The following is a 20,713-nucleotide window of genomic DNA, read 5'->3' on the forward strand; positions in this document are numbered from 1 at the left end:
TAACCGGATCTACGTCTTCGGGAAGGGGATCGATGACAAGAGGATTTACGTGAACTCTGCTGCTGATGGCCAGGCGTTTGGTGGCTGGACGGAAGTTCAGGGTGGCGGTACTACCGATGTGGCGCTTGCCGCTGCGTCGCTGGCCAATCGGATCTACGCTTTCGGGAAGGGGGTCAGAGTACTGACCCATGTGTAGGGCTTCCTACGCGGAGGGCAATGGCACTCGCGGAACGAGCGCGAAGCTGGGTTGCCCTCCAGCAGCTCCGCGAGCCCGGAGGGCACGCCAGCGCGAATCCGTCTGTCACACTGTCTCGCCGTTCGCGCGGGCACGCCCTCCGGGACGGGCGTGTGTGCCAACGCGCCTGCTGCAACGGGGCAGATGACCCTTGGACGGGTGTGGACGTGCGGGATGCCGCCGGGCCGGTCAGGGGACTTATGAGGACGTGCCTGGACGGGGCTGATCTGGTCGGAATTTACTACCGTTGTGTGGGCAGCTGGTTCGCCCAGGAAGGCGTCTTTGGTTCTGGCGCAGGTCATGGCGGCCGTGCCGAGTGCGCCGCGCAGCCATCGGTTGCCGGTGCCGGCCTTACCCGGCTTGATGGGTGCGCCGGACTGGTCGGCCAGTGGCACCAGGCGGGCCCAGACGGCGGCGTGTCCTAGGGTGGGGAATCGGGCGGTGCCCCGGTGTCCAGTTCAGCGATGATGACGTGTGCGCAGAGCAGCCCAACTCCGGTGATCTCGTCAAGCCGCTCGGCCAGCGACAGGATCGGCAGTGCCAGGTCCGGGCAGGTTGGGGCGTGCGCTGTGCCGGTGACCCCGCAGTTGGTGCAGACACCGCGGGCGCCTGGCAGCTCGCCGATCAGGGCGGTGATCTGGATGTCGAGCTGGCCTTGGCGTGCAGGGTGTCGATCAGTTCTAGCAGCACTTTGATCTCGGTGGCGTGTCGTCGCGTAATTGGCCTGTGAGTGCGGTGAGCAGTTCGGTTCGGCTCGCTCGCACCTGTGGGTGGGCCAGTTGCGCCAGCGTTTAGCCGGTCGCTGCCCGGCGACCAGCGCGTTCAGGATCTGGCGGCCGCTGAGCCCGAGCACGTCCGGCAGCACCGATGTGATCTTCAGCAGTGCATCCTCCAGCACCTTTTCGATCCAATTGCGGTGCCGGGAAGACTCGGCGGCCAGCACCGCCCGCACCCTGGTCAGCTGCCGCAGATCCCGGACGGCGGCCGGCGGCACGAACGAGGGGCGTAGCATGCCCCGCTCATTCAGCTTGCACCCGCTCGATCCCCTGGCAACGCAGATGATCGGCGAGTGCGATGACATCGGCGTGGCGGGCCGGCACCGTCCAGACCCGCTGAACCTTCCGACCGGCCCGGCTCTCGTGCGGCACCCAGGGTGCACACCACGCCCACGGCCCGCGGCTGAAGATCATTTCACGCCATCGCGGCGTCCTTCAGGCCAGGTGATTTGCTTCAAGATCATGTTTCAACCGGTGTTCATGCCGGACGCGCCCTTCGTCGTGGCGCGTCGGGCGCCCCGGTGCCGGTCAGCCGCTGACATGGGCGGTGTTGTCGAGCCAGTGCTGGACGAGGTCGGTGTCGCCGTCGACGCTGTTGTCGGTGAGAGGGAGTCGTCGGGTCAAGGTCAGCAGCAGCGATCGAGCCGGGCCGGTCACGGTCACATCCGCCTGCTGGGTTCCGGGCTTCCACGCCGCCCCGTCAGGCCGCCGTTCGATGAACCAGGCGCCCGCGTTGTTCGCGGTGTCGGTGGCCAGCCACTGCAGGGTGTGCCCGGTGCCTCGGATGGCGTGGGCGGACCCGGACCGCTGCATTTCCCACGTGGACGACCGCCTCGTTGAGCATGCTGGACATCCAGAATCGCATCCCGGACCGCTCGTCCCCCGCGGGGTTGGACACCGGCGCGTCGAGCGCGTCGGAGCACGCGCTCGCGACCCGCTGCGCGGACTCCGACAGCCACGCCTGCCAGTCGCGGGGGTCGGAACACGGCCATCTCCGTGGGCAGCTGTGCGGGGTCGGTGATGCGCCGCTCGATGATCTCCGCGACCCAGTGCTGGGTCTGACCCACGTGCGCGACCAGGCCAGAGATGGTCCATTTCGGGGTTGTCGGCACGACGGTCTCAGGTCCGGCCGCGGCGGCTGCTTCCGCCAGACGTCGAGTGTGCCGGACGATCGATTGCCGGGCATGTTCCGCGTTCAGCTGCGTCATTCGATTGTCCTATCCGTAGGAGAGTTCGTTATGTCGTGTACGACTTGGCGTGCCGGTCGAACTCGTCGGTGAGGCGTCTATCGGCGGCCTGGTAAACCAGTTGTCGCCGGGGCAGGACGGTTTGCAGGATGAGGCGGTGCAGATCAGACGGGCCCGGCCTGGCGACGCTGCGGTGACGGGCGGGATCTATGTTCGGGCCTGGCAACGGGCTTTCGCGGACATCCTTCCTCGGAGCTATCTCGACTACATGGATGCCGGTGCGGAGGCCTCGGCGTGGGAGCCCTTGCTTCACCCAACGCGATGGCCTGTGGCCGGGGTGCTGCTGGCCGAGGCCGATCACGGTGCCGTGGCTTTCGCGGCGTTCCACTCTGCCGATGCTCCCGCCGTCGCGGAGCTCGCGACCCTCTATGCGTTGCCCGAGGTATGGGGGACGGGAGTCGGGCGACGGCTCATGACCGCCACAGTCCAAGCCATCCAGCAGGGCGGCTACCAGAGCGCGATGTTGTGGGTCCTTGAGGCCAACACCCGAGCCAGGCGCTTCTACGAAGCCGCGTGTTGGCGCTGGGACGGCACCACCGTCGATGACGTCACCGCCGGGATCACCTTGCCCAAGCTCCGCTACCGCTGCTCATTGTCCTGAGCACGCTCCGGCACGTAATCGGTGGCGCGGCCGACGGAGAACACCTCCATCAGGTCGGCGATGGTGTAGTCGCTGGGGCAGAGCGCCATGACTGACAGCCATGATCAGCGCTTCCGTGGCCTGCCGCACGTCGTCCTCGTGTTCGTCGTGGACGGCGCGGTCACGCAGCCACCTCATGTCGCAGTCGTTGCCCGGCGGTGCGGTCGGACGGCACCGCAGCGTGACGACGAACGACCAGAGACTGCGGCAGTCCGCACCCATTGAGCCGTGGGATCTGTCTCGATCGGGCGGGCCGCGGGTGCTGTCAGCCCAGTGCTTTTCGCAGTAGCGCCGTCAACTGGTCCTGTTCGTCGGGTGAGAGTCGTCCGACCGCCGTACGGGCGAAGGCGAAGGCTTTGGCAAACCGGTGGTTGATCTCGTCTCCTCGGGGGGTTCGCGCGACGAGTCGTGCGCGGCGGTCCTGGGGATTCGGTTCGCGGGACACGAGGCCGAGCGCTTCGAGACGCATGACGATCTGGGTGATGTTGGAGGCATCGCAGCCGAGTTCCTCGGCCAAAGCGCCCATGCCGCGTCGGTCATCGAGTCGCCCGAGCACACATGCCTGCGCCGGGCTGAGCGACAGCTCGGCCGCGGCCGCCTCGTAGGCGCGGTCGTATAGGTCGACCAGGTCGAACAAGGCGGCCTCGGCCTCGGACGAGGTGGTGACGGGTCCGTTCGGCAGCGCCATGGCCCCAGCCTAGGGGAGTTACTTGATTCACTCAAATACTTGTGGTCCAATGATCCTTGATCCACTCAAGTAAAAAGGAGGGCCGATGGACAGCAGAGTCGAGCGCACAACGGGCGGCGCGGTCGTGATGCCGCAGATGGACGCGGTCGTCCTTGACCGGTTCGGCGGAATCGACGAACTCTCGTCGCGCCGGATACCGCTCCCGGAGGTCGGCGACGACGACGTCCTCATCCGGGTGGAGTTCGCAGGGGCCGCGTCCTGGGACGCGGTCGAGCGGGAGGGGCACTACGACGGCGCTTTCGGTATCGCGTCGACCTTCCCCTATGTCCTCGGCTGGGACGCGGCGGGCACTGTGGCCGCGGTCGGACGCAACGTCACCCGGTTCGGGGTGGGCGAGCGTGTCTACGCCGCGACGATGCCGGTGCCGCGTGGCGGCTTCTACGCCGAGTACGGCGTCGTTGAGGCGGAGTTCGTGGCGCGGGTGCCCGACCGGCTGCCGACCGAACAGGCCGGCGCGATGGCTTGGGATGCGCTGACCGCACTGAGCGGCCTGGATCTGCTCGGCCTGCGGCCGGACGAGACGCTCATGGTCTTCGGGGCCAGCGGGGGTCTCGGGCACATGGCCGTGCAGCTGGCGCGGCACAGCGGCATCCGAGTGCTGGCCGTGGCTTCCGGTGACGACGGTGTCGCCCTGGCCCGGCGGCTGGGCGCTGACGACGCCATCGACGGTCGCAAAGACGATGTGTTGGCCGCGGCGTTGGAGTTCGCACCGGGCGGACTCGATGCGGCTCTGGTCACCGCGGGAGGCGAGGCCGCCGAACGGTCTCTCCGCGCGATCAAGAACTCGGGACGGATCGCCTGGCCGAACGGTGTCCTTCCCATGCCTGCAACGTCACCTGGTGCGACGGTGTCCCACTACGACGGGGATCGCAGCCGTACCGGCACCGATCGGCTGAACGCGATCATCGAGGCGAGTTCCTTCGAGGTCCATATCGCCCGGACCTTCCCGTGGGAGCGAGCCGAGGATGCGCATCGCGCCCTGAACGATCACTATGTCGGGAAGCTGGCCCTCAAGATCGGATAGGGCGCCGCAGGCGGCCCGAGGCTCCGGCTGTCAACGGCGTCAACACCACCGCTCAGCCGTCCTGACACGCTGGTACCGGTCGAGGTTCGGCATTTCAGTTCCAGGTCAGCGTGAAGATGGGCCTGCGGCGTCTGGATGGCGGCGTGGCGGAGCCAGAACGCGATGCTGCCGAAGGCCTCGACCACGCCGCGCACTGTTTCACCACTGCCCGAACGCTGTGGCACAGTGGCGAACGGCTGGGGGGATAAGGCCAGGCTCACGCCGCTGTCCGAATCGTTCCCGCGGTCCGCGAACATCCTGAGCCCGCAGCTGATCTCTGGGGGTAACCGCTGCCCCTTCAGGCACTCCCAGACCGAGGGCGTGCGGGACAGTGGAGTCCGGCCCACTTCGTGCTCGGCGGCCGCAGCCAGCATCGCGACCGAGACGTCCGGCATCGGTCATCCGAGCAGCCGGGCGTCTCCTAGCGTCACCGGAAGCAGGTCAACCAGGATGGCTCGGATGCGCGTGGTGGGGCTGTGTTCCCCGCCGGCTGGGAGACCCGCAGGACTTCAGCGCAGGACGATTAGTGGCTGGCGTCGCCGCAGTTCGCCGGCCACCGTGTCTGGTTCGTGGCGCGCCCCTGGCCCGACGGTGCCCACGATGGTGACCTGGGCGGCGAGCAGGTCCGCTGCGGCCAGCGCGTCATGCAGCATCCGCACGTAGGCCGACTTGGCCGCGTAGGCGACGCCCGACACGGCGCGGTCCTGGTGTGGTTGGACGGCGGTGCCGCCGGTGGTGAACAGCAGCGTGCCACGTCCTCGCACGCGCCTGTCCGGCAAGACCGCGCGGGCGGCCGCCGCGGCGGCGACGACGCTGAGTGCCAGAGCGTCCCGGGCTACCTGAGGGAGGCCCCGGCCTGCCCGGTTTCGTCGAGGCACATCGCTCAGCCGTCACTCGGGACCACCCGTGGTCACGCCTGACATCATGGCTCGGCGCAGGACACCGACCGGGCCCGTCCGATGACCGCTCGGACCGTTACCTCAGGGATTCATCCGCTAGTTCCCGGGCCCGGGTCATGAACCTGTCGAGCTTGGCGTCGCTGAACTGCTCGTCGCCGACGAGCGCCGCGAGCAGGAGTGTCTTGACCCGGGTCGCCACGTTGGGATCGATGTCGTCGTTGGCCTCCAGCGGGAGCTTCCCGATGGCGTGGTTGATCACGCGTTCGGCGACGCCCGGGACGATGACGTCGATCGCGCGCTTGGACCGGCCGCGGGCCGAAGCGACGAAGTCGGCGACCTCGCCGTCCTCGGCGGGCCACCCGTTCCGGACGAAGCGCCGGCGCGCAGCCTCGAAGAACGCCGCGGAGATCAGCGCCGAATAGCCTGCGCCGGCCTCGGACGGGTCGGGCCTCCTCACCTGGCGGTGATGCTTCGCGGGACGCCCCGCAAGCTGGGCGCGGAGGGTCGCCACCTGATCATCGGTCACGGCCATGATGCTCTGCTTCTTCCAAAGGTTGATCTGGCTCAGCGGTTGGGCCATTCGGTGTCGAGAATGGAGTGAACGACCGAGTCCCGCCACGCTCCGTTCACACGGATGTGGCCGCGGATTCGGCCCTCCTCGACCATCCCGAGGTTGCTCATTACCCGCCGATCGCGTCGTCGCCCTCCGCCACGGCGAGTGAGTACTCGTGGCGCGGGTCGTTCGTAGCAGGCTCGATCACGCTGGCCAGCGTCGCGGTCACTTGCCGGCGGTCGCGTGGTTCAAACGACAGGTGCTCGACCACTACTGGGTCGCCGTACATCTTTAGGACGGCGTCGACGTCGTCGGGCGTGAACTCGCGTAGCGCCACCCGGGCACCTACGACCGAGACCGGATGCATGGGAGGGAGGCTATCGGCCCGGCGGGGGCGCCGCAGATGCGTTGGTCCGGGAGAATGTCTTGTTCTCTCGCTGGAGGGCTCAGGCCGCGATCAGTGATAGTGCAACAACCGGCGCCGCCCGACCGACGGTCATATGTCTTTCGGCAGGATGGTCGGGTGCCTGGAGAATCGTCTTATGTGGAGCGAGCGCCTATGCCGGCGCTTGCGGCGGTGGTGTCCTCGGCATGGATACAGCGGGTCGGGGACCAGGCGCTCGCGCAGCGGCACGTGCCGCACGGTGGCGCCGAACTGCGGTGCGTGCTGGGTGGGACGCCGCACCTGCTCGGGCCCCTGACCGCGGCGATGTACCAGGACATCCCGGCGGGGAGCACGGTCGTCGGGGTGCGTCTGCGACCGGGTGTCCTCGGCGGTCTCGTCGGGATGCCGGCCGATGAGTTGGTCGACCAGGACGTCCCGGGCACTGAGGTCTGGCGTGGGCTGAGCCGTCTGACGGATCTGCTCGGTGAGGCCGCCACACCGCGAATCGCGCTCGGTCATCTCCAGTCGTTCGTCGCGCGGTCCGCCGGTGCCTACGACCCGTTGGTGGGCGAGGCCGTCCGGCACCTCATGCCGTGGCACGGTGGGAAACCGGCGGCCCTGCCCGCGTTGTTGTCGATCTCCGAGCGCCAGTTGCGGCGCCGGTGCCGGGCGTCGGTCGGCGTCGGTGTGAAGGAGTTGCATCGCATCCTGCGCGTGCAGGGCTTCGTCGCCCGTGTGCAGGCGTCGATCGCTCGGCAGGGCACCGTGCATGCCGACCTTGCACGGTGGGCGGTGGAGACGGGCTACACCGACCAGACACACCTCGGCCGCGAGTGCCGTCGGCTCGTCGGTGTGACGCCCGGCCGGTTTCTCGCTGAGACGGGCGCGGCCTGCGGATGCGGACACGATCACGCTGTGTCCTTCCGTCCGATGCTCGGGGATGGCCGTTTTGTACTAGAGCGGCGACCGAAACCCGCCTAGCGTCAGAGTGGACGGGCGCATCGCGATCTCCGTCATCACGCACACGGGCGTTCCTTGTGGTGTGAGCGTTTCGGATGGGGAGGCAGTGAGATGGCCAGAGTTGTGATGCAGGCCGTGGTTTCGGTGGACGGCTACATCGCCTATCCCGACGACACGGTCGGGCCGCTGTTCGACTGGTACGGCAACGGTGACGTCGCGATTCACGCGAACGACGATTGGCGGTTCCACGTCGGCCGCGCCTCCGCGGACTACGTCCAGCCCTTCTGGGACGCCGTCAAGGTCACGGTGATCGGCCGCCACCTGTTCGACACCACCGACGGCTGGTCGGGTGTGCCCGCCGCCGGGGACGAACTCGTCGTCGTCACCCACCGGCCGCTGCCGGAGGAGTGGCTCGCCAGATTCCCCGAGGCGCCCTTCCACACGGCCGACTCCGTCGAGGCCGCCATCACGCTCGCCAAGAAGCTTGCAGGGGACGGGCTGGTCTGCGTGTGCGCGGGCGACGTCGGCGGGCAGGCGTTCTCGGCGGGGCTCGTCGACGAGGTGGCGATGGACGTCGTCCCGGTGGTGCTGGGTGAAGGGGTGCGGTTCTTCGGTGGCCACACCGGAACCGTCCTGCTCGGCGATCCCGACATGGTGATCCAAGGTGATCGTGTGCTTCACCTGCATTACAGCGTTCAGCGCTGATCGGCTCTCTACGGACTATCAACGGAGGCGCGAATGATCCTCGTTACCGGTGGCCTGGGCTCTATCGGATCGCATACCGCACGGGCACTGCTCGACCTGGGCGAGTCCGTCGTGGTCACCGCGCACCGGGCCACCCGGCCGCCCGAGTTCCTCGCCGGCGAGGTCGTCATCGAGCCGCTGGACACCACGGACGAGGCGGCGTTCCTCGATATCGGGACGCGGCACGAGATCACCGGGGTCGTGCATCTCGCGGCGGGCCGTTACGACCTGCCCGATCCGGTCGAGTATCTCCGCGCCGAATCCCTCGCCCTGCTCAACGCGCTCAAGGCGGCGCGGGAGTGGGGCGTGCGGCGGTTCTCCGTCGCCAGTTCCATCGGCGTGTACGCGGGGGTGGACGAGGTCCCGTGGCGTGAGGACGTTCCGCTGCCGGTGGTGGCGCCGCACCAGATCCATGCGTTCAAGAAGTCCGCGGAGTTGTTCACCGCGCTGACCGGCGACGGCGCCGGGTTCGAGACGGTGAGCCTGAGGATCGGCACCATCTGGGGGCCGCTCGGCCTGCCCGACTCGCCGTTCTTCGCACTTCCGCGCCTGCTCAGCGCGGCGGTCCTGGGCGAGGATCCCGATCTCACCCCGCCCCGTCCTCCCGCGTACGCCGAGGACGCGACGGACCTGTGCTACGTGAAGGATTGCGGCCGGGCCATCGCCCTGCTCATGCTCACCGAGCGGCTGAACCACCGCATCTACAACGTTTCCACCGGACGGCTGGTGCGGTACAGCGAGGTGGTCGCCGCGATCAATGCTGTTGTTCCGGGCGCGAACATCACCCTGCCGGAGGGGCGCAATCCGGAGCGGCCTCCGGACAACCATCTCGACACCACCCGGTTGCGGGAGGACACCGGCTTCCGGCCTGAGTACGACGTCGAGCGGGCCGTGCCGGACTATGTCGACTGGCTCAGGAGACATGACCGGTGAGCCGCAGGGGCGTCGCGGACCAGGGCGTTGAGCCCGTCCACGATCTTGTCGAACCGGCGGGGTCAGGGTTTGTGGCCCACTGCTCCGAACTGGGCTACTTCTGGTGGGGTGGCGCCGGTCAGCACGGGGCGCCAGCGTGAGCATGAGACGATGCCCGGTTCCAGGAGCTTCAGGCCGGAGAAGAAACCTGCGACCTCCTGCTCGGTTCGCGCGCAGATGGGTGGGTTGACGTTCTCGTTCCAGAAGCGCATCGCTTCGATGTTCCTCCCCCCTCCGATGTCATGTGTCGGGTGGGTGATGGCGAGGTAGCTTCCCGACGGGACGGCGTCCACCAGGCGGCTCACAGTGTGGTGCGCCTGGCCGCCGTCGGGAATGAAGTTCAGAATTCCCAACATCATCACCGCGACCGGGCGGGAGAGGTTCAGCACCTTGGCGGCGCTGCGCAGGATCAGGTCGGGATCGCGTGCGTCGGCCGCGATGTAGTCGGTGGCGCCCGCCGGGGCGGAGTTGAGCAGGGCCCGGGCGTGAACCAAGACCATCGGATCGTTGTCGACGTAGACGACCCGGCATTCGGGGTTGAATCGCTGGGCGACCTCGTGCGTGTTGTCGGCGGTCGGCAGGCCGGTGCCGATGTCCAGGAACTGATCGACCTTCGCCTCCTCGACGAGGAAGCGGATCACGCGTGCCAGGAAGGAGCGGTCCGCGCGTGCCAGGTCGATGATGTCGGGGAACATCTGGAAGACGCCGTCACCGGCCACACGGTCGGCCTCGAAGCAGTCCTTACCGCCCAGCCAATGGTTCCAGACTCTGGCCGAGTGGGCCACGCTCGTGTCTATTTCCGCTGGCAGTGGCGTTTCCGGTGTCTGTTCGTCCACGGCAACCACCTCGTCGCGAAGATGCAGTGCCCAGGCACACTATGCCCGCACGGGCGGTCATGTCCTTCCGAGAACGAAGTTCAGCAAGTGTGTGCGGTCTGGTGACCATCTGTCAGTGAGAATGCCGAGTATCTTCGCCTGACCTGTGACGTCTTTTGTGAGCGTCCGAGGTAGTGGATTCGGTCAGACCCTGCTCTGGCCAGGTTTTGGCTTTGGGGCCGTCCAGGTGGGGTGACCTGCGTGAACAGTGCTCGCGTCCACTATTGCGTGATTTCGGATGGGTAGAAGGATGCCGCCTGATCCCCGTTGATTTCCGGAATTATTTCGGGGGGCAGGGGGAATGCCGCACCAGGGTCGGAGGGGAATCTTCTCCCTGCGGGTATGGGGTCGCAAGTGTGCGCTGGATCGGTCAGGCGACGGACCACAGTCGGGTGTCCAGTTCATCGAGATCAGGGACGAACCAGATGTGCCCGGAGTGGTGCGACTCGTGGATGAGGGCGCGCAGGGCGGAGCTGGCCTCCAGATGTTCGGAGATGTCGCCGATGACGGCCAGGCGCAGCCGGTAGTTGGCGAACTTCTGCATGATCTCTCCGGCGACGCGGGTGCCCAGGGAGAAGAACCGCTCGTCCAGGCGGGTCACCGGGAGGGCCACGACTTCGGCACCGAGGAACGATGCGCCGATCAGGTCCAGCGCGTCCTGCATGGTGGTCACCGGGGGGCCGGACGGGTCGCACATCAGCACCTGGAAGCCCGCCCGCTCCTGGATCACGTCAGGCATCGCTGGCCTTCTGGGTGAGCAGGCCGGTGTCGCCGTCGAGGAGGGCGTCCAGCAGGTGCAGCAGCTCCGCGGTGTCGGCCGCGCCGCCGAGTATCACGATCTTCATGCGGTTCCGTTCCTGGTCGTGGACGGTCTGGACGCGCAGCGGAGGCGCCGTGTCGCGGGGGTTGATCGCGCCGCCCAGGATGAGGGTGCCGAGGCGGTCGGCGGCGGTCCGGTCGATGCCGTCTATCTGCACGATGCTCGACACCTCGACGGCGGCGACGCCGGTGCGGCGGGCCGGTGCCGGGCCAGGCAGCCCGGTCAGTGCCTCCAGGTCGGCCTGGGCGATCCGGTACTGCTTGCCGATCCGGACGGCCTTGAGCTGGCCTGTCCGGATGTACCCGCGCACGGTCCGCACATGGAGGCCGAGTTGGTCGGCTACCTGCTGGACCGAGTACATGTCTTCCCTCATCACTCCCTAATATAGGTCAAATAGGGAAGGATAGGGAAGGTTAGAGTGGTCGCCGAGCGAAACCACTCTGAGAGTGGGGACGTCCCGGGGCGTTTCGGCCGATACTGGGCGTCCAGATCGCCGTCGTGGGAGCGGGTGCCGATGCACAGTCTGCTGATGCGCGGCGTGCCCGGGCGGCGGCAGTAGATCGTGGACGTCGCCCTGGCCGCCACCTGCGCCGCGATCGGATCGCGATGCTGGAGGAGCGCTCGTGGGCGATCCGGCATCGCCGCCCCACGGGTGATGATCTCCGTGGTCTTGTCGGATCGTCCGCGGGGGTTCACGCTTCGTAGGAGGGTCCTGTGACGGAGGGGATGGCTGTGCCGCTGTCGTTCGTGGTGACGGGAGGCGGTCGCGGTGTCGGCCGGGCGATCGTGGAGCGGCTGCTCGGGGACGGGCACAGCGTCGTGGTGATCGAGTTCGACCCGCCCGCCGTGTCGTGGGCGGACGGGCATCCGGCCGGGTCCCGGCTGATTCCGGTGATCGGGGACGCCTCGGACGAGGCCGTCGCGGAGCGCGCCGCCGACCGGGCGCAGGAGGCGGGTCCGCTCGCCGGATGGGTCAACAATGCCGCGGTGTTCCGGGACGCGGACCTCGACGCCCCGTCCGCGACCGAGATCCTCGGGCTCGTCGCGCTGAATCTCGATCCCGCGGTGGTCGGGTGCGTGACGGCCGTCCGCCGGTTTCTGGACGCGGGGTCGGGTGGGGCGATCGTCAATGTGTCCTCGCACCAGGCGCGGCGTCCCGTCAGGGGCGCCCTGCCGTACGCCACGGCGAAGGCGGCGATCGAGGCGCTGACACGCGCGCTGGCCGTCGACTATGGGCCGCGCGGGATCCGGGTCAACGCCGTCGCGCTCGGATCGATCACGACGGAGCGGTACGAGGCCTTCCTCGCGGGGCAGGATCCGGCGTCGGCCACGCGGGTCCAGGACGAGATGCGCCGGCTCCACCCCGTGGGCAGGGTCGGGCGTCCGGACGAGGTGGCCGCCGCCGTCGCCTACCTACTGTCGGACGGGGCGGGGTTCGTCAACGGCGTCGTCCTGCCCGTCGATGGTGGACGGTCGGCGCAGGGGCATGATCCCGAGGAGGTGTGAGCGGCAGGGGCGGTCGTCGCGAGGTTCGCGGTGAAGCCGGGGAACGCCGCTCCGTGCCGATCGTGGGGGTCAGGGCTGGATGAGGAAGATCTTGCTGGTGACCCGGTCCATGGCCCCGCCGCGTCCGCACACCAGCCCGGCCGCGAAGTCGACGAGCGGCCTCGCGTCGTCGTCGGTGAGGTCGGTCAGGTCCATGAGCACGGGGATGCCCTTGCGGAAGTAGTGCCCGACGTACAGCACCTCGTTGTAGTTCTGCGGACGGAGCGTCTTGACCACGTGCACAGTCTGCCCCTTCTGGAACGTGCGTCAAGGAGAGATCCACGCGTAAAGTACGTCAGGTAATCTTGACGTCAGATCATCCTGACCGCAGACTCGAAGCATGATCACTGCTGACGGGATAGAGAAAGAGGTCACGCTGCCCACCGCGGCGGCCCGCCACGACGAGCTCTGGGTGCGCGACGCGGTCGGTGAGGAGCCGCTCAGCCGGGCCGAGGTCCTGGAGCTCCTGGCGCTCGGCGAGGTGATCGCCCGCAAGGCGGTCTACGGGCGCCAGCTCGCGGTCCGCTCCGCACGTTCCGCCGGTGCGTCCTGGTCGCAGATCGGCGCGGCGCTGGGCGTCACGAAACAGGCCGCCTGGGAAGCACACGGCCGCTGGATCGACGATCAGGCCGAGCAGAACCGGGAGTCGGACTACCAGGGGCTGGACGAGGCGCAGACGGCCGCCGCCCGCGCCCTCGCCGGCACTGCCGACGACGAGCCCTGAGCCCCGAGACGTCGAGATCTCGCAGCTCACGCCCCCGGTCATGTCGTCGCGCTTGTGGCCGGGTCCGCGGTCTAGAGTGCGAGGGGGATCTGCCGACGGGGGGAAGCGGATGGGGATGGACGAGGTCGTCCGACAGTTGCGGATGGCGATCCATGACGCGCAGGTGGCCTTCGACTGCATCGGGCTCGGGGAGATCGAGCGGGCCCACGAATGCATGATCACCGCCAAGGCGGCAATGGATGCCGCGGAGACGGTGCTGCGGCACGGCCTGGAGCGGTTCGCGCTCAGCGACCTCGCCGGGGAAGGCGCAAAAGTGATGGCAGCGATGGCTGACTAGGGCTTTTATCCCAGTTTGGGGTCGAGGTGGGGGTGGCCGGAGTTTCCGGCGTGTGGTATTGGGAAATCTGCCTCCTAGAGGAACGGAGGCGGTTGGCATGGAGGTCGTCCTCGAAATGACCTTGCCGCGGAACGCCGAGAGCGCCCCGCTGGTGCGGCACACGCTCGACGCCTCCCTCCGTGGGCTTGGGGTGACGTCTGAGATCCGGGCCGACATCGCGCTGGCGCTGGGTGAGGCGTGCGCGAACGTCATCCAGCATGCGGCGGCCGGGATGGAGTACGAAGTGCGCGCGCGGATGGACCGGCTGCGCTGCGTGGTGGAGGTTATCGACGGGGGTGGTGGAGGGGCCGAGCAGTGGGACGGTGGCCGGGCGCCGGTGACCGCCGAACACGGCCGCGGGCTCCAGTTGATCCGAGCCTTCACCGAGGACGTTCACTTCGCCGACCGGGTGACCCGAGAAGGGTCGATCGTGCATTTCGAGAAATCGTTGGCAAGCTGAACGCGCCGGCCGGGTCGCTTCGGCCGATGCCGGAGTTCCGGTATTCTCCTCGGTGATTTCGGGAGTTGCCGTGGATTTCAGCGCGCGCCGTTATGGTGACCGGACGATCGTGGCCCTCGCGGGCGATATCGACGTCGAGACGAGTCCCCGGCTGCGCGAGTTCCTCGTCGGGCTCGTGGACGAGAACGCTCGCCATCTGGTGATCGATCTCGATGACGTCGACTTCCTGGACTCGACCGGTCTCGGCGTGCTGATCGGCGTCTTCCACCGGCTGGGGGCCTCGAACGGCTCGATGGCGTTGGCCGGGGGCTCGGCCGCGGTGCGCGGCGTCTTTCACATCACCCAGCTCACCAAGGTGTTCGCCTTGCACGACTCCCTCGACCAGGCGCTCCTGCCCGCGCGCTGAAACGGCCCGGGGGCTCGCCCCGGGCCGTTCGCGCGTCGTCAGCCGCGTCGTCAGCCGGCGACCGGGAAGTCACGCTTCACCGGAGTCGGCGCGGGCGCCTCGGCGGCGGGGATGGGGGTGTGAACCTGTCCGCAGGTGGCGGAGGCGATCCGGATCGTCGTGGCACCCTTCAGCGGCAGGCTGAGCTCCATCGCGGTGACGGCGAGGCGGCCGTCCTGGAGGCGCTGCTGCTTGTTGAGGACGAGGGAGGCCCGTCCGACACCGTCCAGGTCGACGGGGACGGTGGTGTTGGGGGGCGGGGCGACGCTCAGCCGGCGTCCGGCGATCGTCGCGTTGGCGAGGTGGGCGCGGCCCCGCCCGCCGTCGCAGGTGGCGGTCACGGCGCTGGCCAGCAGCTGCGCGGCCGGGACGGACAGCCGGGCGACCGACGAGCGGGCGTGGCCCGCCTTGGCCCGCACGGCCAGCGCGGACGCCTTGACCAGCTTGGTGTGGTCCTCGCGCAGGAGGCTCTTGCTGACCTCGCCCGAGGTGGAGGCGACGGCGGGGACCGGCGCGACCGGGATCAGTCCGGAGGCCGTCAGGCCGTATGCCGAACCCTGCGATCCGGAGGGACGGGGTGCGGGGGTGCCCGCGCTGATGGTGCCCGCCATGGCGGGGGTCGTGGTGGCGATGAGCCCGGTGGCCAGCAGGCCGGCCGAGGTCAGGCGTCTGAGAACAGCGCGCATGGTGAGGTCTCCGATTCTGGGGAAGGCCGGGCGGCGTGTGCCGGTCGGCCGGTGGGCACGGGTCAGCCGATCAGTACGAGCGTTCCGAGCGGGACGCGGGACAGGTGCCGCAGCGCGTCCGCGGGGACCCGCACGCAACCGTGCGTGACGGCCTTGCCGAACACCGAGGTGTCGGGCCATCCGTGCAGGGCGACGGTGCCGGGCCCGCCGCCGAAGGTGTCCAGCGTCGCCGAGTGCGTGCCGAGCGGCAGGACGAGCGGGCTGGGCGTCTTCTTGGCGGGGGCGAGGGTGGCCATGACGAACGTCCGGCCGGGCGGGGTCGGGGTCTTGGCGTCGCCGACCGCGACCGGCCACCGGCCCACCCGGCGTGTGGACTTGAGCAGCGTGAGCTCGCGCCGGGCGAGGTCGACCTTGACGGTGTAGGGCGTTCGCGCGGTTCGCAGCCCCGCACCGGAGATCCAGCCGCTCGCCTGGTTCGGGCGGCTCGGCAGCAGGACGCGCCGCCATTCGCCGGAGCTCTCCACCACCGGGACCCAGGTGGGGCCGCCGAGTTGCTCGGTGGGAAGGGTGGCGACGGACCGTCCACCGGGACGGTCGAGTACCGCCCGGGGACTGGTCGGGTGCACGACCAGTCCGTCGGTGCCGGCCTGCGGTGCCCCGTCCTTGGGGACGTCGCGGAGGGTGGCGAACGTGGTGGCCGCGGGGCCGGTGGCCCGTGCCGCGCCCGTGCCTGCCCCCGTGCCCGCCTTCGTGTCCGCGCCCGGCCGCTCGGCGGACGCCGTGCCGGAGGACGAACCCCCGCATGCACCGAGCAGGACCATGGCGGTGGCCGCCGGTAGAAGTGCGCCGGCCGTCCGGACGCGTCCGGACGGGACATTCGTGGTCGCCATGGGCCGCGATATTAGTAGCGCTGGAGGCTCCGGTATCGGCAATGGCGAAAAAATGGCCTCGCCATTGCGACGACCATGAAAAGTGCTCTTAATGTTCCGATTTGCCAGGCGATTTCGGAATTAAAGGAATTCGAGGGCGGGGATGGACTCAGGTAAGCCTCGGGAAGGGCTCGCCTCCGGCGTCCGGCCTCGACGCCGCCTCGTGGAACTCCGCCAGCCCCCACAACAGCGCGTCCCGCGCCGGGGCGGGCATCGTCGCGAGCACCTGGGCCACCTCCTCGCACCGCCGCGCCCGCAGCCGGTCGAGGAGCTGCTGGCCGTCCGACGTCAGCCGCACGGTGATCTCGCGGCGGTCGCGGCCCGGGTCGCGCAGCAGCAGCCCGGAGGCCTCCAGCCGGTCGCAGAGCCGGCTCGCCGACGACACCAGCGCGCCGAGCTCGGCCGCCAGGCGGCTGATGTTGACCGGCCCGCGCTCCAGGATGAAGAGGGCCCGCAGCTGTGTGGACGGCACCGGCACGTCGGCGGCGGTGTGCGGACGCGACCAGACGTCCATCAGCGTGGACGCAGCCTCGTCGAGGGCCGTGGCGGACTCGACGGGCCCATGATCCGGCGTGACGACCATGTCCCCCACTGTTACACAACACGGTCCGGGAGGTAGCCCGGAAGCCCGGGCGCGCCGCCGCGCGCTCAGCGCGGGAGCTTGACCACCGAGACGAAGAAGTCGTCGATCTTGCGGACGACGGAGATGAACCGGTCGAAGTCCACCGGCTTGGTCACGTACGCGTTGGCGTGCAGGTCATAGCTGCGCAGGATGTCCTCGTCGGCCTCGGACGTGGTCAGCACGACCACCGGGATGCGGCGCAGGTCGGTGTCGTTCTTGACGTCCTGGAGCACTTCACGGCCGTCCTTGCGCGGCAGGTTGAGATCGAGCAGGACGAGGTCGGGGCGGGGCGCGTCCGCGTACTCGCCCTCGCGGCGCAGGAAGGTCATCGCCTGCTCGCCGTCGTTGACGACGTGCAGGGTGTTGTTGACCTTGTTGTGCTCGAACGCCTCGACGGTGAGCAGGATGTCGCCGGGATCGTCCTCCACGAGCAGCACTTCTATGGGGCGCGGGTCTTTAGTCATCGCGATCTCCTGCGGGGAGCGTCCAGCGGAACGTGGTGCCGGGGGAGCCGCCCCGGTCGCGGGTGTCGAGCCAGATCCGTCCTCCGTGGAACTCAACGATCTTCTTGCACAGGGCGAGACCGATCCCCGTACCGGTGTACTCCTCGCGCGGGTGCAGCCGCTGGAAGATGAGAAAGATTCGGTCGGCGTAGCGGGGTTCGATGCCGATGCCGTTGTCGGCGCAGCGCAGCTCCCACTCGGCGCCGGTCCGGCGGGCGTCGATGGTGACGCGGGGCGGCTCGTCCGTACGGCGGAACTTCACCGCGTTGCCGATCAGGTTCTGGAACAGCCGGGTGAGCTGCGCGCGGTCGCCGGGCACGGACGGCAGGTCCCCGATCTCCACCTCCGCGCCGGTCTCCTCGGCCAGCGTCCCGAGGTCGTCGAGCGCCTGCCGGGCGACCGCGTTCAGGTCGACCGACTCCTCCGTCCGCGTGATCCGGCCGACCCGGGAGAAGCCGAGCAGGTCGTTGATGAGGGCCTGCATGCGCTTGGCGCCGTCGACGGCGAACGCGATGTACTGCCGGCCGCGGTCGTCGAGCTGGTCGCCGTACCGGCGCTCGATCATCTGGCAGAAGCTCGCGACCTTGCGCAGCGGCTCCTGCAGGTCGTGGCTGGCCACGTACGCGAACTGCTCCAGCTCGGCGTTGGAGCGGCGCAGCTCGCCCGCCTGCGCGTCCAGCCGCCGGGTGGCCTCGGTGCTGGCGCGCCACTCGTCCAGGATGCGGCGCCGCATCGCGTCGATGATGATCGCGAGCTCGTTGATCTCGGCGGGCCCGCGGACGTCCAGCGGATGTGCGAAGTCGCCCAGGGCCACCGCCCTGACCTGCCCGCCGAGCAGGGACATCGGGGTGAGGACGGTCCGGCGGAACAACAGCGTCAGCGCGAGCGCCGCCAGCACGACCAGGCCGAGCGCGGTGACCGCCGACCACAGCGCCGCGCTCGCACGGCTGCGCAGCTTCGCCGCGGCCGCGCCGTGCAGCGCCGTGATGGCCCGTTGCAGCGGCGCGATGTCGTTGCGGAGGTTGCTGAACAGGCGGCGGGCCTGCTCGTCCTGCGCGGTCGTGACTCCGGCGCCGCCGGGCGCGGCGGCGATCCGGTCGGCGAAACCGGTACGCCAGGCCGCCGCGTCGGTGCTGACGCGCTCCAGCAGGTCGGTGACCGGCGTGCCGCGCGCCACGTCGGCGAGCAGCCGCCGCATGTTCGCGGCGGCGGCCCGCTCCTGCGCGATCGCCGTCCGGTACTCCTGGAGACGGACCGGCCGGCCGGTGGAGGCGTAGTCACGGATCGCCATGTCCTGGGCGGCGATCGAGGAGGACAGCCGGAACTGCTCCAGGGTGGCCGGGTCGATCTGGTCGATGAGGGTGTCGCGGGCCTGGTTGTTGCCGTAGAGCGCCGACCCGGCCTGCGCGAACGAGATCAGGAGCAGCAAGCCGAGGACGATCGACCCCCACCGGTAGATCTGGACGAGCCGGAGCCGGCTCATCCCGCGCGGCTCGGGCAGCCCCGACGCGGGCATCACCACCGGCGGCCCGATGATCTTCATGAGCGCGGCCTCGCTCGTCGGATCGCCGGTCGGATCCTCCGCACGGTCGCCCGCCGCTCGGTTCGGCGGACCATCGGGGTCGGGCGTCATGATCCGCCCCGGCTCAGCAGCAGCACCGCCAGGTCGTCGGGCAGGGCCTCGCCGTTCAGCCGTTCGGCCTCGGCGATCAGCCCGTCCACCAGGACGTCGCCGCGCTGCCCGGCGCCGTGCGCCCGCCCCGCCATCTCGACCAGTCCGGCGAGGTCGAGCCGCTCGCCACCGCCACCCGCGAAGCCCTCGATCAGCCCGTCGGTGTAGAGCAGCAAGCCCCAGGAGTCACCGAGTTCGATGTCGACGCCGGGCCATCGCATACCGGGCAGCAGCCCGAGCGCCGGCCCGCACGGTTCCTCCGGGACGGCGTGTACCCCGGCCGGGCCGAAGAGCAGCGGGCGCGGGTGGCCCGCCCGGTACAGCCGCGCGCTCCGCCGGTCCGGCGCGATCGTGATCATGCAGACGGTGGTGAAGATCTCCTCGGCCCAGCGCTCGTGCGCCAGGACGGCGTCGAGCGTCTCCAACAGCCGCTGCCCGGTGTGCCCGGCCAGCACGAGCGTGCGCCACGCCATGCGGAGCCGCACGCCGAGGGACGCCTCGTCCGCGCCGTGTCCGCTGACGTCGCCGATCACCACGTGGACGGCGCCGTCATCGGTCTCCACGGTGTCGTGAAAGTCACCGCCGAGCAGCGCGCGGTTGCCGCCGGGCCGGTACCGGGTGTGATGCCGCAGCCCCTGGTCGTTGAGGATCGGGACGGGCAGCAGCCCGCGTTCCAGCCGCGCGTTCTCGCGGCTCACCACCCGCGCCTCGACGAGCTGCCGCTCGGACTCGTCGGCGCGCTTGCGCTCGATCGCGTAGCTGATGGCGCGGCTGAGGAGCGCACCGTCCACGTCCTGCTTGACCAGGTAGTCCTGCGCGCCGGCGGCGACGGCCTCCACACCGACGTGCGCGTCGGCGAGACCGGTCAGCACCAGGACGGCGGTGCCCGGCGCGCGGCCCAGCACCTGTCGCAGCGCGTCCAGGCCCTCGGCGTCGGGCAGCGAGAGGTCGACGATGACGCACTGGACGTCCGGACGGAAGGCGTCCAGCGCCTCGGCGAGCGTGCTCGCGACGGTGATCCGGACGTCGGGCTGCACCTCGGTCAGCAGTTCCTCGAACAGGAACGCGTCGCCCGGGTCGTCCTCGACGAGGAGCAGGTGCAGGGAACCGCTGATGTCCAGGAGCCGTTCAGAGCCGCGACCGTGCATCGCGGACATGACGATCAGCTCCTTCGCCCTGCGGAACCGTGCAGGTGACGGGCACTCTTCTCTTGCAGTCGAGCAAATATATGCCAGCCCGCCGGACGCTCGTGACCGAACACCGGCGCAGGGCGGTACGGTCGCGCACTCGGCCAGGTCAGGCGGTTCCACGCCGGCCGGTGCGCCGGGACGGTGCCGTGGCCGCGGCGGGGCCGGGCGCCGGTTCTCTCGCCGTCCCGTGCCGGGGCTCTCGGGATGGTGACGTGATCGGGTCGTGATCAGGCGCTTTTCGGGGTCTGGCGGGCGGCTTTCTGAGCGGCCTTACGCTGCGCGGCGGCGGACTTGGCTCGGTTCAGGCTTTCCCTGACCCGGGCGGCGCCGCGCATTGCGGTGGCGGTGTCCTTGACGCGGCCGGCGTAAACAGCGAGAACCTCCGCGACCGGCGGCGGCGACCATTCCTCCTTCAGCAGGACGACGGGCGGCGTGGGGCCCGGGGCGCCAGCGGGCGCGGCGTTCGCGGGCACGGCGCTCGGGGGGACGGGGACGAGCGCGAGATGAGATTGGCAGTGCGGGCACTGCACCCCCGGATGGGTGTCTCTGCTCATAACAAGAATCATTACCCAAAGGTCTGACAAAACCGAGGCGCGGCTCCTTGCGCGGCCCCTGCGGCGTCTTGCGCAACCCCTTTTGAAGGC

30 protein-coding genes and 1 pseudogene are annotated in these 20,713 nt (G+C 69.4%); 11 read left to right on the top strand and 20 right to left on the bottom strand.

The genetic code is table 11. The features are described 5' to 3' along the window. Window positions 1–196: hypothetical protein (locus tag AMA02S_RS43370; RefSeq protein ID WP_218004830.1), on the top strand; the 196-nt coding region annotated here is incomplete at its 5' end. Here AMA02S_RS43370 and AMA02S_RS44890 read toward each other — a convergent pair. The 4 genes and pseudogenes from AMA02S_RS44890 to AMA02S_RS44895 all read right to left on the bottom strand — a co-directional run. Beyond that, the gene (locus tag AMA02S_RS44890) at window positions 154–630 is read right to left on the bottom strand and encodes a hypothetical protein (RefSeq protein WP_369688370.1); all 477 of its coding nucleotides are present in this window, start codon (window positions 628–630) and stop codon (window positions 154–156) included. The two genes, AMA02S_RS43370 and AMA02S_RS44890, sit on opposite strands and share 43 nt — an antisense overlap. 26 nt (window positions 631–656) lie before the next feature. Further along, window positions 657–1,247: a hypothetical protein gene (locus AMA02S_RS03690; RefSeq protein ID WP_067451590.1), complete on the bottom strand. Its 591-nt coding sequence runs from the start codon at window positions 1,245–1,247 to the stop codon at window positions 657–659. 292 nt (window positions 1,248–1,539) lie between these two features. Further along, window positions 1,540–1,824, bottom strand: coding sequence for a hypothetical protein (locus AMA02S_RS43375; protein WP_218004831.1), 285 nt, complete (start codon window positions 1,822–1,824; stop codon window positions 1,540–1,542). 98 nt (window positions 1,825–1,922) lie between these two features. After that, window positions 1,923–2,219: pseudogene (locus AMA02S_RS44895) on the bottom strand (maleylpyruvate isomerase N-terminal domain-containing protein); the annotation flags it as partial. Between the two features lie 49 nt (window positions 2,220–2,268). On the opposite strand from AMA02S_RS44895, the gene AMA02S_RS03700 reads away from it, so the two are divergent. After that, window positions 2,269–2,859, top strand: coding sequence for a GNAT family N-acetyltransferase (locus AMA02S_RS03700; RefSeq protein ID WP_218004832.1), 591 nt, complete (start codon window positions 2,269–2,271; stop codon window positions 2,857–2,859). Window positions 2,860–3,163: 304 nt separating this feature from the next. Here the strand turns inward: AMA02S_RS03700 and AMA02S_RS03705 are convergent, their stop codons facing one another. Then, complete coding sequence (locus tag AMA02S_RS03705) at window positions 3,164–3,586, bottom strand: MarR family winged helix-turn-helix transcriptional regulator (protein WP_067451593.1); 423 nt, start codon at window positions 3,584–3,586, stop codon at window positions 3,164–3,166. A gap of 85 nt (window positions 3,587–3,671) precedes the next feature. Here AMA02S_RS03705 and AMA02S_RS03710 point away from each other — a divergent pair, with 85 nt between their 5' ends. Beyond that, window positions 3,672–4,670: a quinone oxidoreductase family protein gene (locus AMA02S_RS03710; RefSeq protein WP_245667340.1), complete on the top strand. Its 999-nt coding sequence runs from the start codon at window positions 3,672–3,674 to the stop codon at window positions 4,668–4,670. On the opposite strand, the gene AMA02S_RS41310 is transcribed toward AMA02S_RS03710, so the two are convergent. The 4 genes from AMA02S_RS41310 to AMA02S_RS39865 all read right to left on the bottom strand — a co-directional run bounded on the left by AMA02S_RS41310 (window position 4,637) and on the right by AMA02S_RS39865 (window position 6,528). Then, window positions 4,637–5,104, bottom strand: a complete 468-nt coding sequence (locus AMA02S_RS41310; RefSeq protein ID WP_157430361.1) for a hypothetical protein — start codon at window positions 5,102–5,104, stop codon at window positions 4,637–4,639. The genes AMA02S_RS03710 and AMA02S_RS41310 overlap by 34 nt on opposite strands. A gap of 114 nt (window positions 5,105–5,218) precedes the next feature. Next, the gene (locus tag AMA02S_RS03715; RefSeq protein ID WP_218004833.1) at window positions 5,219–5,473 is read right to left on the bottom strand and encodes a hypothetical protein; all 255 of its coding nucleotides are present in this window, start codon (window positions 5,471–5,473) and stop codon (window positions 5,219–5,221) included. 211 nt (window positions 5,474–5,684) lie between these two features. Then, the gene (locus AMA02S_RS03720) at window positions 5,685–6,134 is read right to left on the bottom strand and encodes a hypothetical protein (RefSeq protein ID WP_157430362.1); all 450 of its coding nucleotides are present in this window, start codon (window positions 6,132–6,134) and stop codon (window positions 5,685–5,687) included. 154 nt (window positions 6,135–6,288) lie between these two features. Continuing rightward, window positions 6,289–6,528 (bottom strand): GNAT family N-acetyltransferase, encoded by a 240-nt coding sequence (locus tag AMA02S_RS39865; protein ID WP_245667341.1) that lies wholly within the window; start codon window positions 6,526–6,528, stop codon window positions 6,289–6,291. Window positions 6,529–6,720: 192 nt separating this feature from the next. Between AMA02S_RS39865 and AMA02S_RS03730 the strand changes: the two genes are divergently transcribed. The 3 genes from AMA02S_RS03730 to AMA02S_RS03740 all read left to right on the top strand — a co-directional run bounded on the left by AMA02S_RS03730 (window position 6,721) and on the right by AMA02S_RS03740 (window position 9,183). Next, window positions 6,721–7,527, top strand: a complete 807-nt coding sequence (locus AMA02S_RS03730) for a helix-turn-helix domain-containing protein (protein ID WP_067451602.1) — start codon at window positions 6,721–6,723, stop codon at window positions 7,525–7,527. A 90-nt stretch (window positions 7,528–7,617) separates the two neighbouring features. Further along, window positions 7,618–8,211 carry a dihydrofolate reductase family protein gene (locus AMA02S_RS03735; protein ID WP_067451605.1) on the top strand — a complete coding sequence of 198 codons (594 nt, stop codon included), beginning with the start codon at window positions 7,618–7,620 and terminating at the stop codon, window positions 8,209–8,211. Window positions 8,212–8,244: 33 nt separating this feature from the next. Next, window positions 8,245–9,183 (top strand): NAD-dependent epimerase/dehydratase family protein, encoded by a 939-nt coding sequence (locus AMA02S_RS03740; RefSeq protein ID WP_067451608.1) that lies wholly within the window; start codon window positions 8,245–8,247, stop codon window positions 9,181–9,183. A 62-nt stretch (window positions 9,184–9,245) separates the two neighbouring features. On the opposite strand, the gene AMA02S_RS03745 is transcribed toward AMA02S_RS03740, so the two are convergent. The 3 genes from AMA02S_RS03745 to AMA02S_RS03755 all read right to left on the bottom strand — a co-directional run bounded on the left by AMA02S_RS03745 (window position 9,246) and on the right by AMA02S_RS03755 (window position 11,290). Beyond that, a complete protein-coding gene (locus AMA02S_RS03745) occupies window positions 9,246–10,058 on the bottom strand; it encodes an SAM-dependent methyltransferase (protein WP_067451611.1) in 813 nt (270 codons plus the stop codon). Between the two features lie 409 nt (window positions 10,059–10,467). Further along, window positions 10,468–10,836: a DUF4180 domain-containing protein gene (locus tag AMA02S_RS03750; RefSeq protein ID WP_067451614.1), complete on the bottom strand. Its 369-nt coding sequence runs from the start codon at window positions 10,834–10,836 to the stop codon at window positions 10,468–10,470. Then, entirely contained in the window at window positions 10,829–11,290 is a 462-nt protein-coding gene (locus tag AMA02S_RS03755; protein WP_067451617.1) for a helix-turn-helix domain-containing protein, read from the bottom strand. The genes AMA02S_RS03750 and AMA02S_RS03755 overlap by 8 nt, the downstream gene beginning before the upstream one ends. 341 nt (window positions 11,291–11,631) lie before the next feature. Here AMA02S_RS03755 and AMA02S_RS03765 point away from each other — a divergent pair, with 341 nt between their 5' ends. Continuing rightward, entirely contained in the window at window positions 11,632–12,423 is a 792-nt protein-coding gene (locus AMA02S_RS03765; protein WP_245667342.1) for an SDR family NAD(P)-dependent oxidoreductase, read from the top strand. 69 nt (window positions 12,424–12,492) lie between these two features. Here AMA02S_RS03765 and sepF read toward each other — a convergent pair whose 3' ends face one another. Then, the gene (sepF, locus tag AMA02S_RS03770) at window positions 12,493–12,699 is read right to left on the bottom strand and encodes a cell division protein SepF (protein ID WP_067452190.1); all 207 of its coding nucleotides are present in this window, start codon (window positions 12,697–12,699) and stop codon (window positions 12,493–12,495) included. Between the two features lie 103 nt (window positions 12,700–12,802). On the opposite strand from sepF, the gene AMA02S_RS03775 reads away from it, so the two are divergent. From AMA02S_RS03775 to AMA02S_RS03790, 4 genes are all read left to right on the top strand, one after another. After that, on the top strand, window positions 12,803–13,186 hold the full coding sequence (locus tag AMA02S_RS03775; protein WP_067451623.1) for a hypothetical protein: 384 nt from the start codon (window positions 12,803–12,805) through the stop codon (window positions 13,184–13,186). Between the two features lie 115 nt (window positions 13,187–13,301). Further along, window positions 13,302–13,523, top strand: coding sequence for a hypothetical protein (locus tag AMA02S_RS03780; protein WP_369688371.1), 222 nt, complete (start codon window positions 13,302–13,304; stop codon window positions 13,521–13,523). A 97-nt stretch (window positions 13,524–13,620) separates the two neighbouring features. Beyond that, window positions 13,621–14,022, top strand: coding sequence for an ATP-binding protein (locus AMA02S_RS03785; protein WP_067451629.1), 402 nt, complete (start codon window positions 13,621–13,623; stop codon window positions 14,020–14,022). Between the two features lie 70 nt (window positions 14,023–14,092). Next, the gene (locus tag AMA02S_RS03790; protein WP_084264550.1) at window positions 14,093–14,428 is read left to right on the top strand and encodes an STAS domain-containing protein; all 336 of its coding nucleotides are present in this window, start codon (window positions 14,093–14,095) and stop codon (window positions 14,426–14,428) included. A gap of 50 nt (window positions 14,429–14,478) precedes the next feature. On the opposite strand, the gene AMA02S_RS03795 is transcribed toward AMA02S_RS03790, so the two are convergent. The 7 genes from AMA02S_RS03795 to AMA02S_RS03825 form a co-directional block, all read right to left on the bottom strand. Continuing rightward, on the bottom strand, window positions 14,479–15,153 hold the full coding sequence (locus AMA02S_RS03795) for a choice-of-anchor P family protein (protein WP_067451632.1): 675 nt from the start codon (window positions 15,151–15,153) through the stop codon (window positions 14,479–14,481). 62 nt (window positions 15,154–15,215) lie between these two features. Beyond that, window positions 15,216–16,043: a L,D-transpeptidase gene (locus AMA02S_RS03800; protein WP_067451636.1), complete on the bottom strand. Its 828-nt coding sequence runs from the start codon at window positions 16,041–16,043 to the stop codon at window positions 15,216–15,218. A 148-nt stretch (window positions 16,044–16,191) separates the two neighbouring features. Then, window positions 16,192–16,665 (bottom strand): MarR family winged helix-turn-helix transcriptional regulator, encoded by a 474-nt coding sequence (locus tag AMA02S_RS03805; RefSeq protein WP_067451639.1) that lies wholly within the window; start codon window positions 16,663–16,665, stop codon window positions 16,192–16,194. 65 nt (window positions 16,666–16,730) lie between these two features. Next, window positions 16,731–17,168 (bottom strand): response regulator, encoded by a 438-nt coding sequence (locus tag AMA02S_RS03810; protein WP_067451642.1) that lies wholly within the window; start codon window positions 17,166–17,168, stop codon window positions 16,731–16,733. After that, window positions 17,161–18,840: a sensor histidine kinase gene (locus tag AMA02S_RS03815; RefSeq protein WP_084264552.1), complete on the bottom strand. Its 1,680-nt coding sequence runs from the start codon at window positions 18,838–18,840 to the stop codon at window positions 17,161–17,163. Before AMA02S_RS03815 ends, AMA02S_RS03810 begins: the two co-directional genes overlap by 8 nt. Further along, complete coding sequence (locus AMA02S_RS03820) at window positions 18,837–20,036, bottom strand: PP2C family protein-serine/threonine phosphatase (protein WP_067451645.1); 1,200 nt, start codon at window positions 20,034–20,036, stop codon at window positions 18,837–18,839. Before AMA02S_RS03820 ends, AMA02S_RS03815 begins: the two co-directional genes overlap by 4 nt. Window positions 20,037–20,296: 260 nt before the next feature. Then, complete coding sequence (locus AMA02S_RS03825) at window positions 20,297–20,623, bottom strand: hypothetical protein (protein WP_067452195.1); 327 nt, start codon at window positions 20,621–20,623, stop codon at window positions 20,297–20,299. Between the last annotated feature and the right edge of the window lie 90 nt (window positions 20,624–20,713).

The sequence above is a fragment of the Actinomadura macra NBRC 14102 genome (assembly GCF_001552215.1).
In the GTDB taxonomy this organism is placed as follows: domain Bacteria; phylum Actinomycetota; class Actinomycetes; order Streptosporangiales; family Streptosporangiaceae; genus Spirillospora; species Spirillospora macra.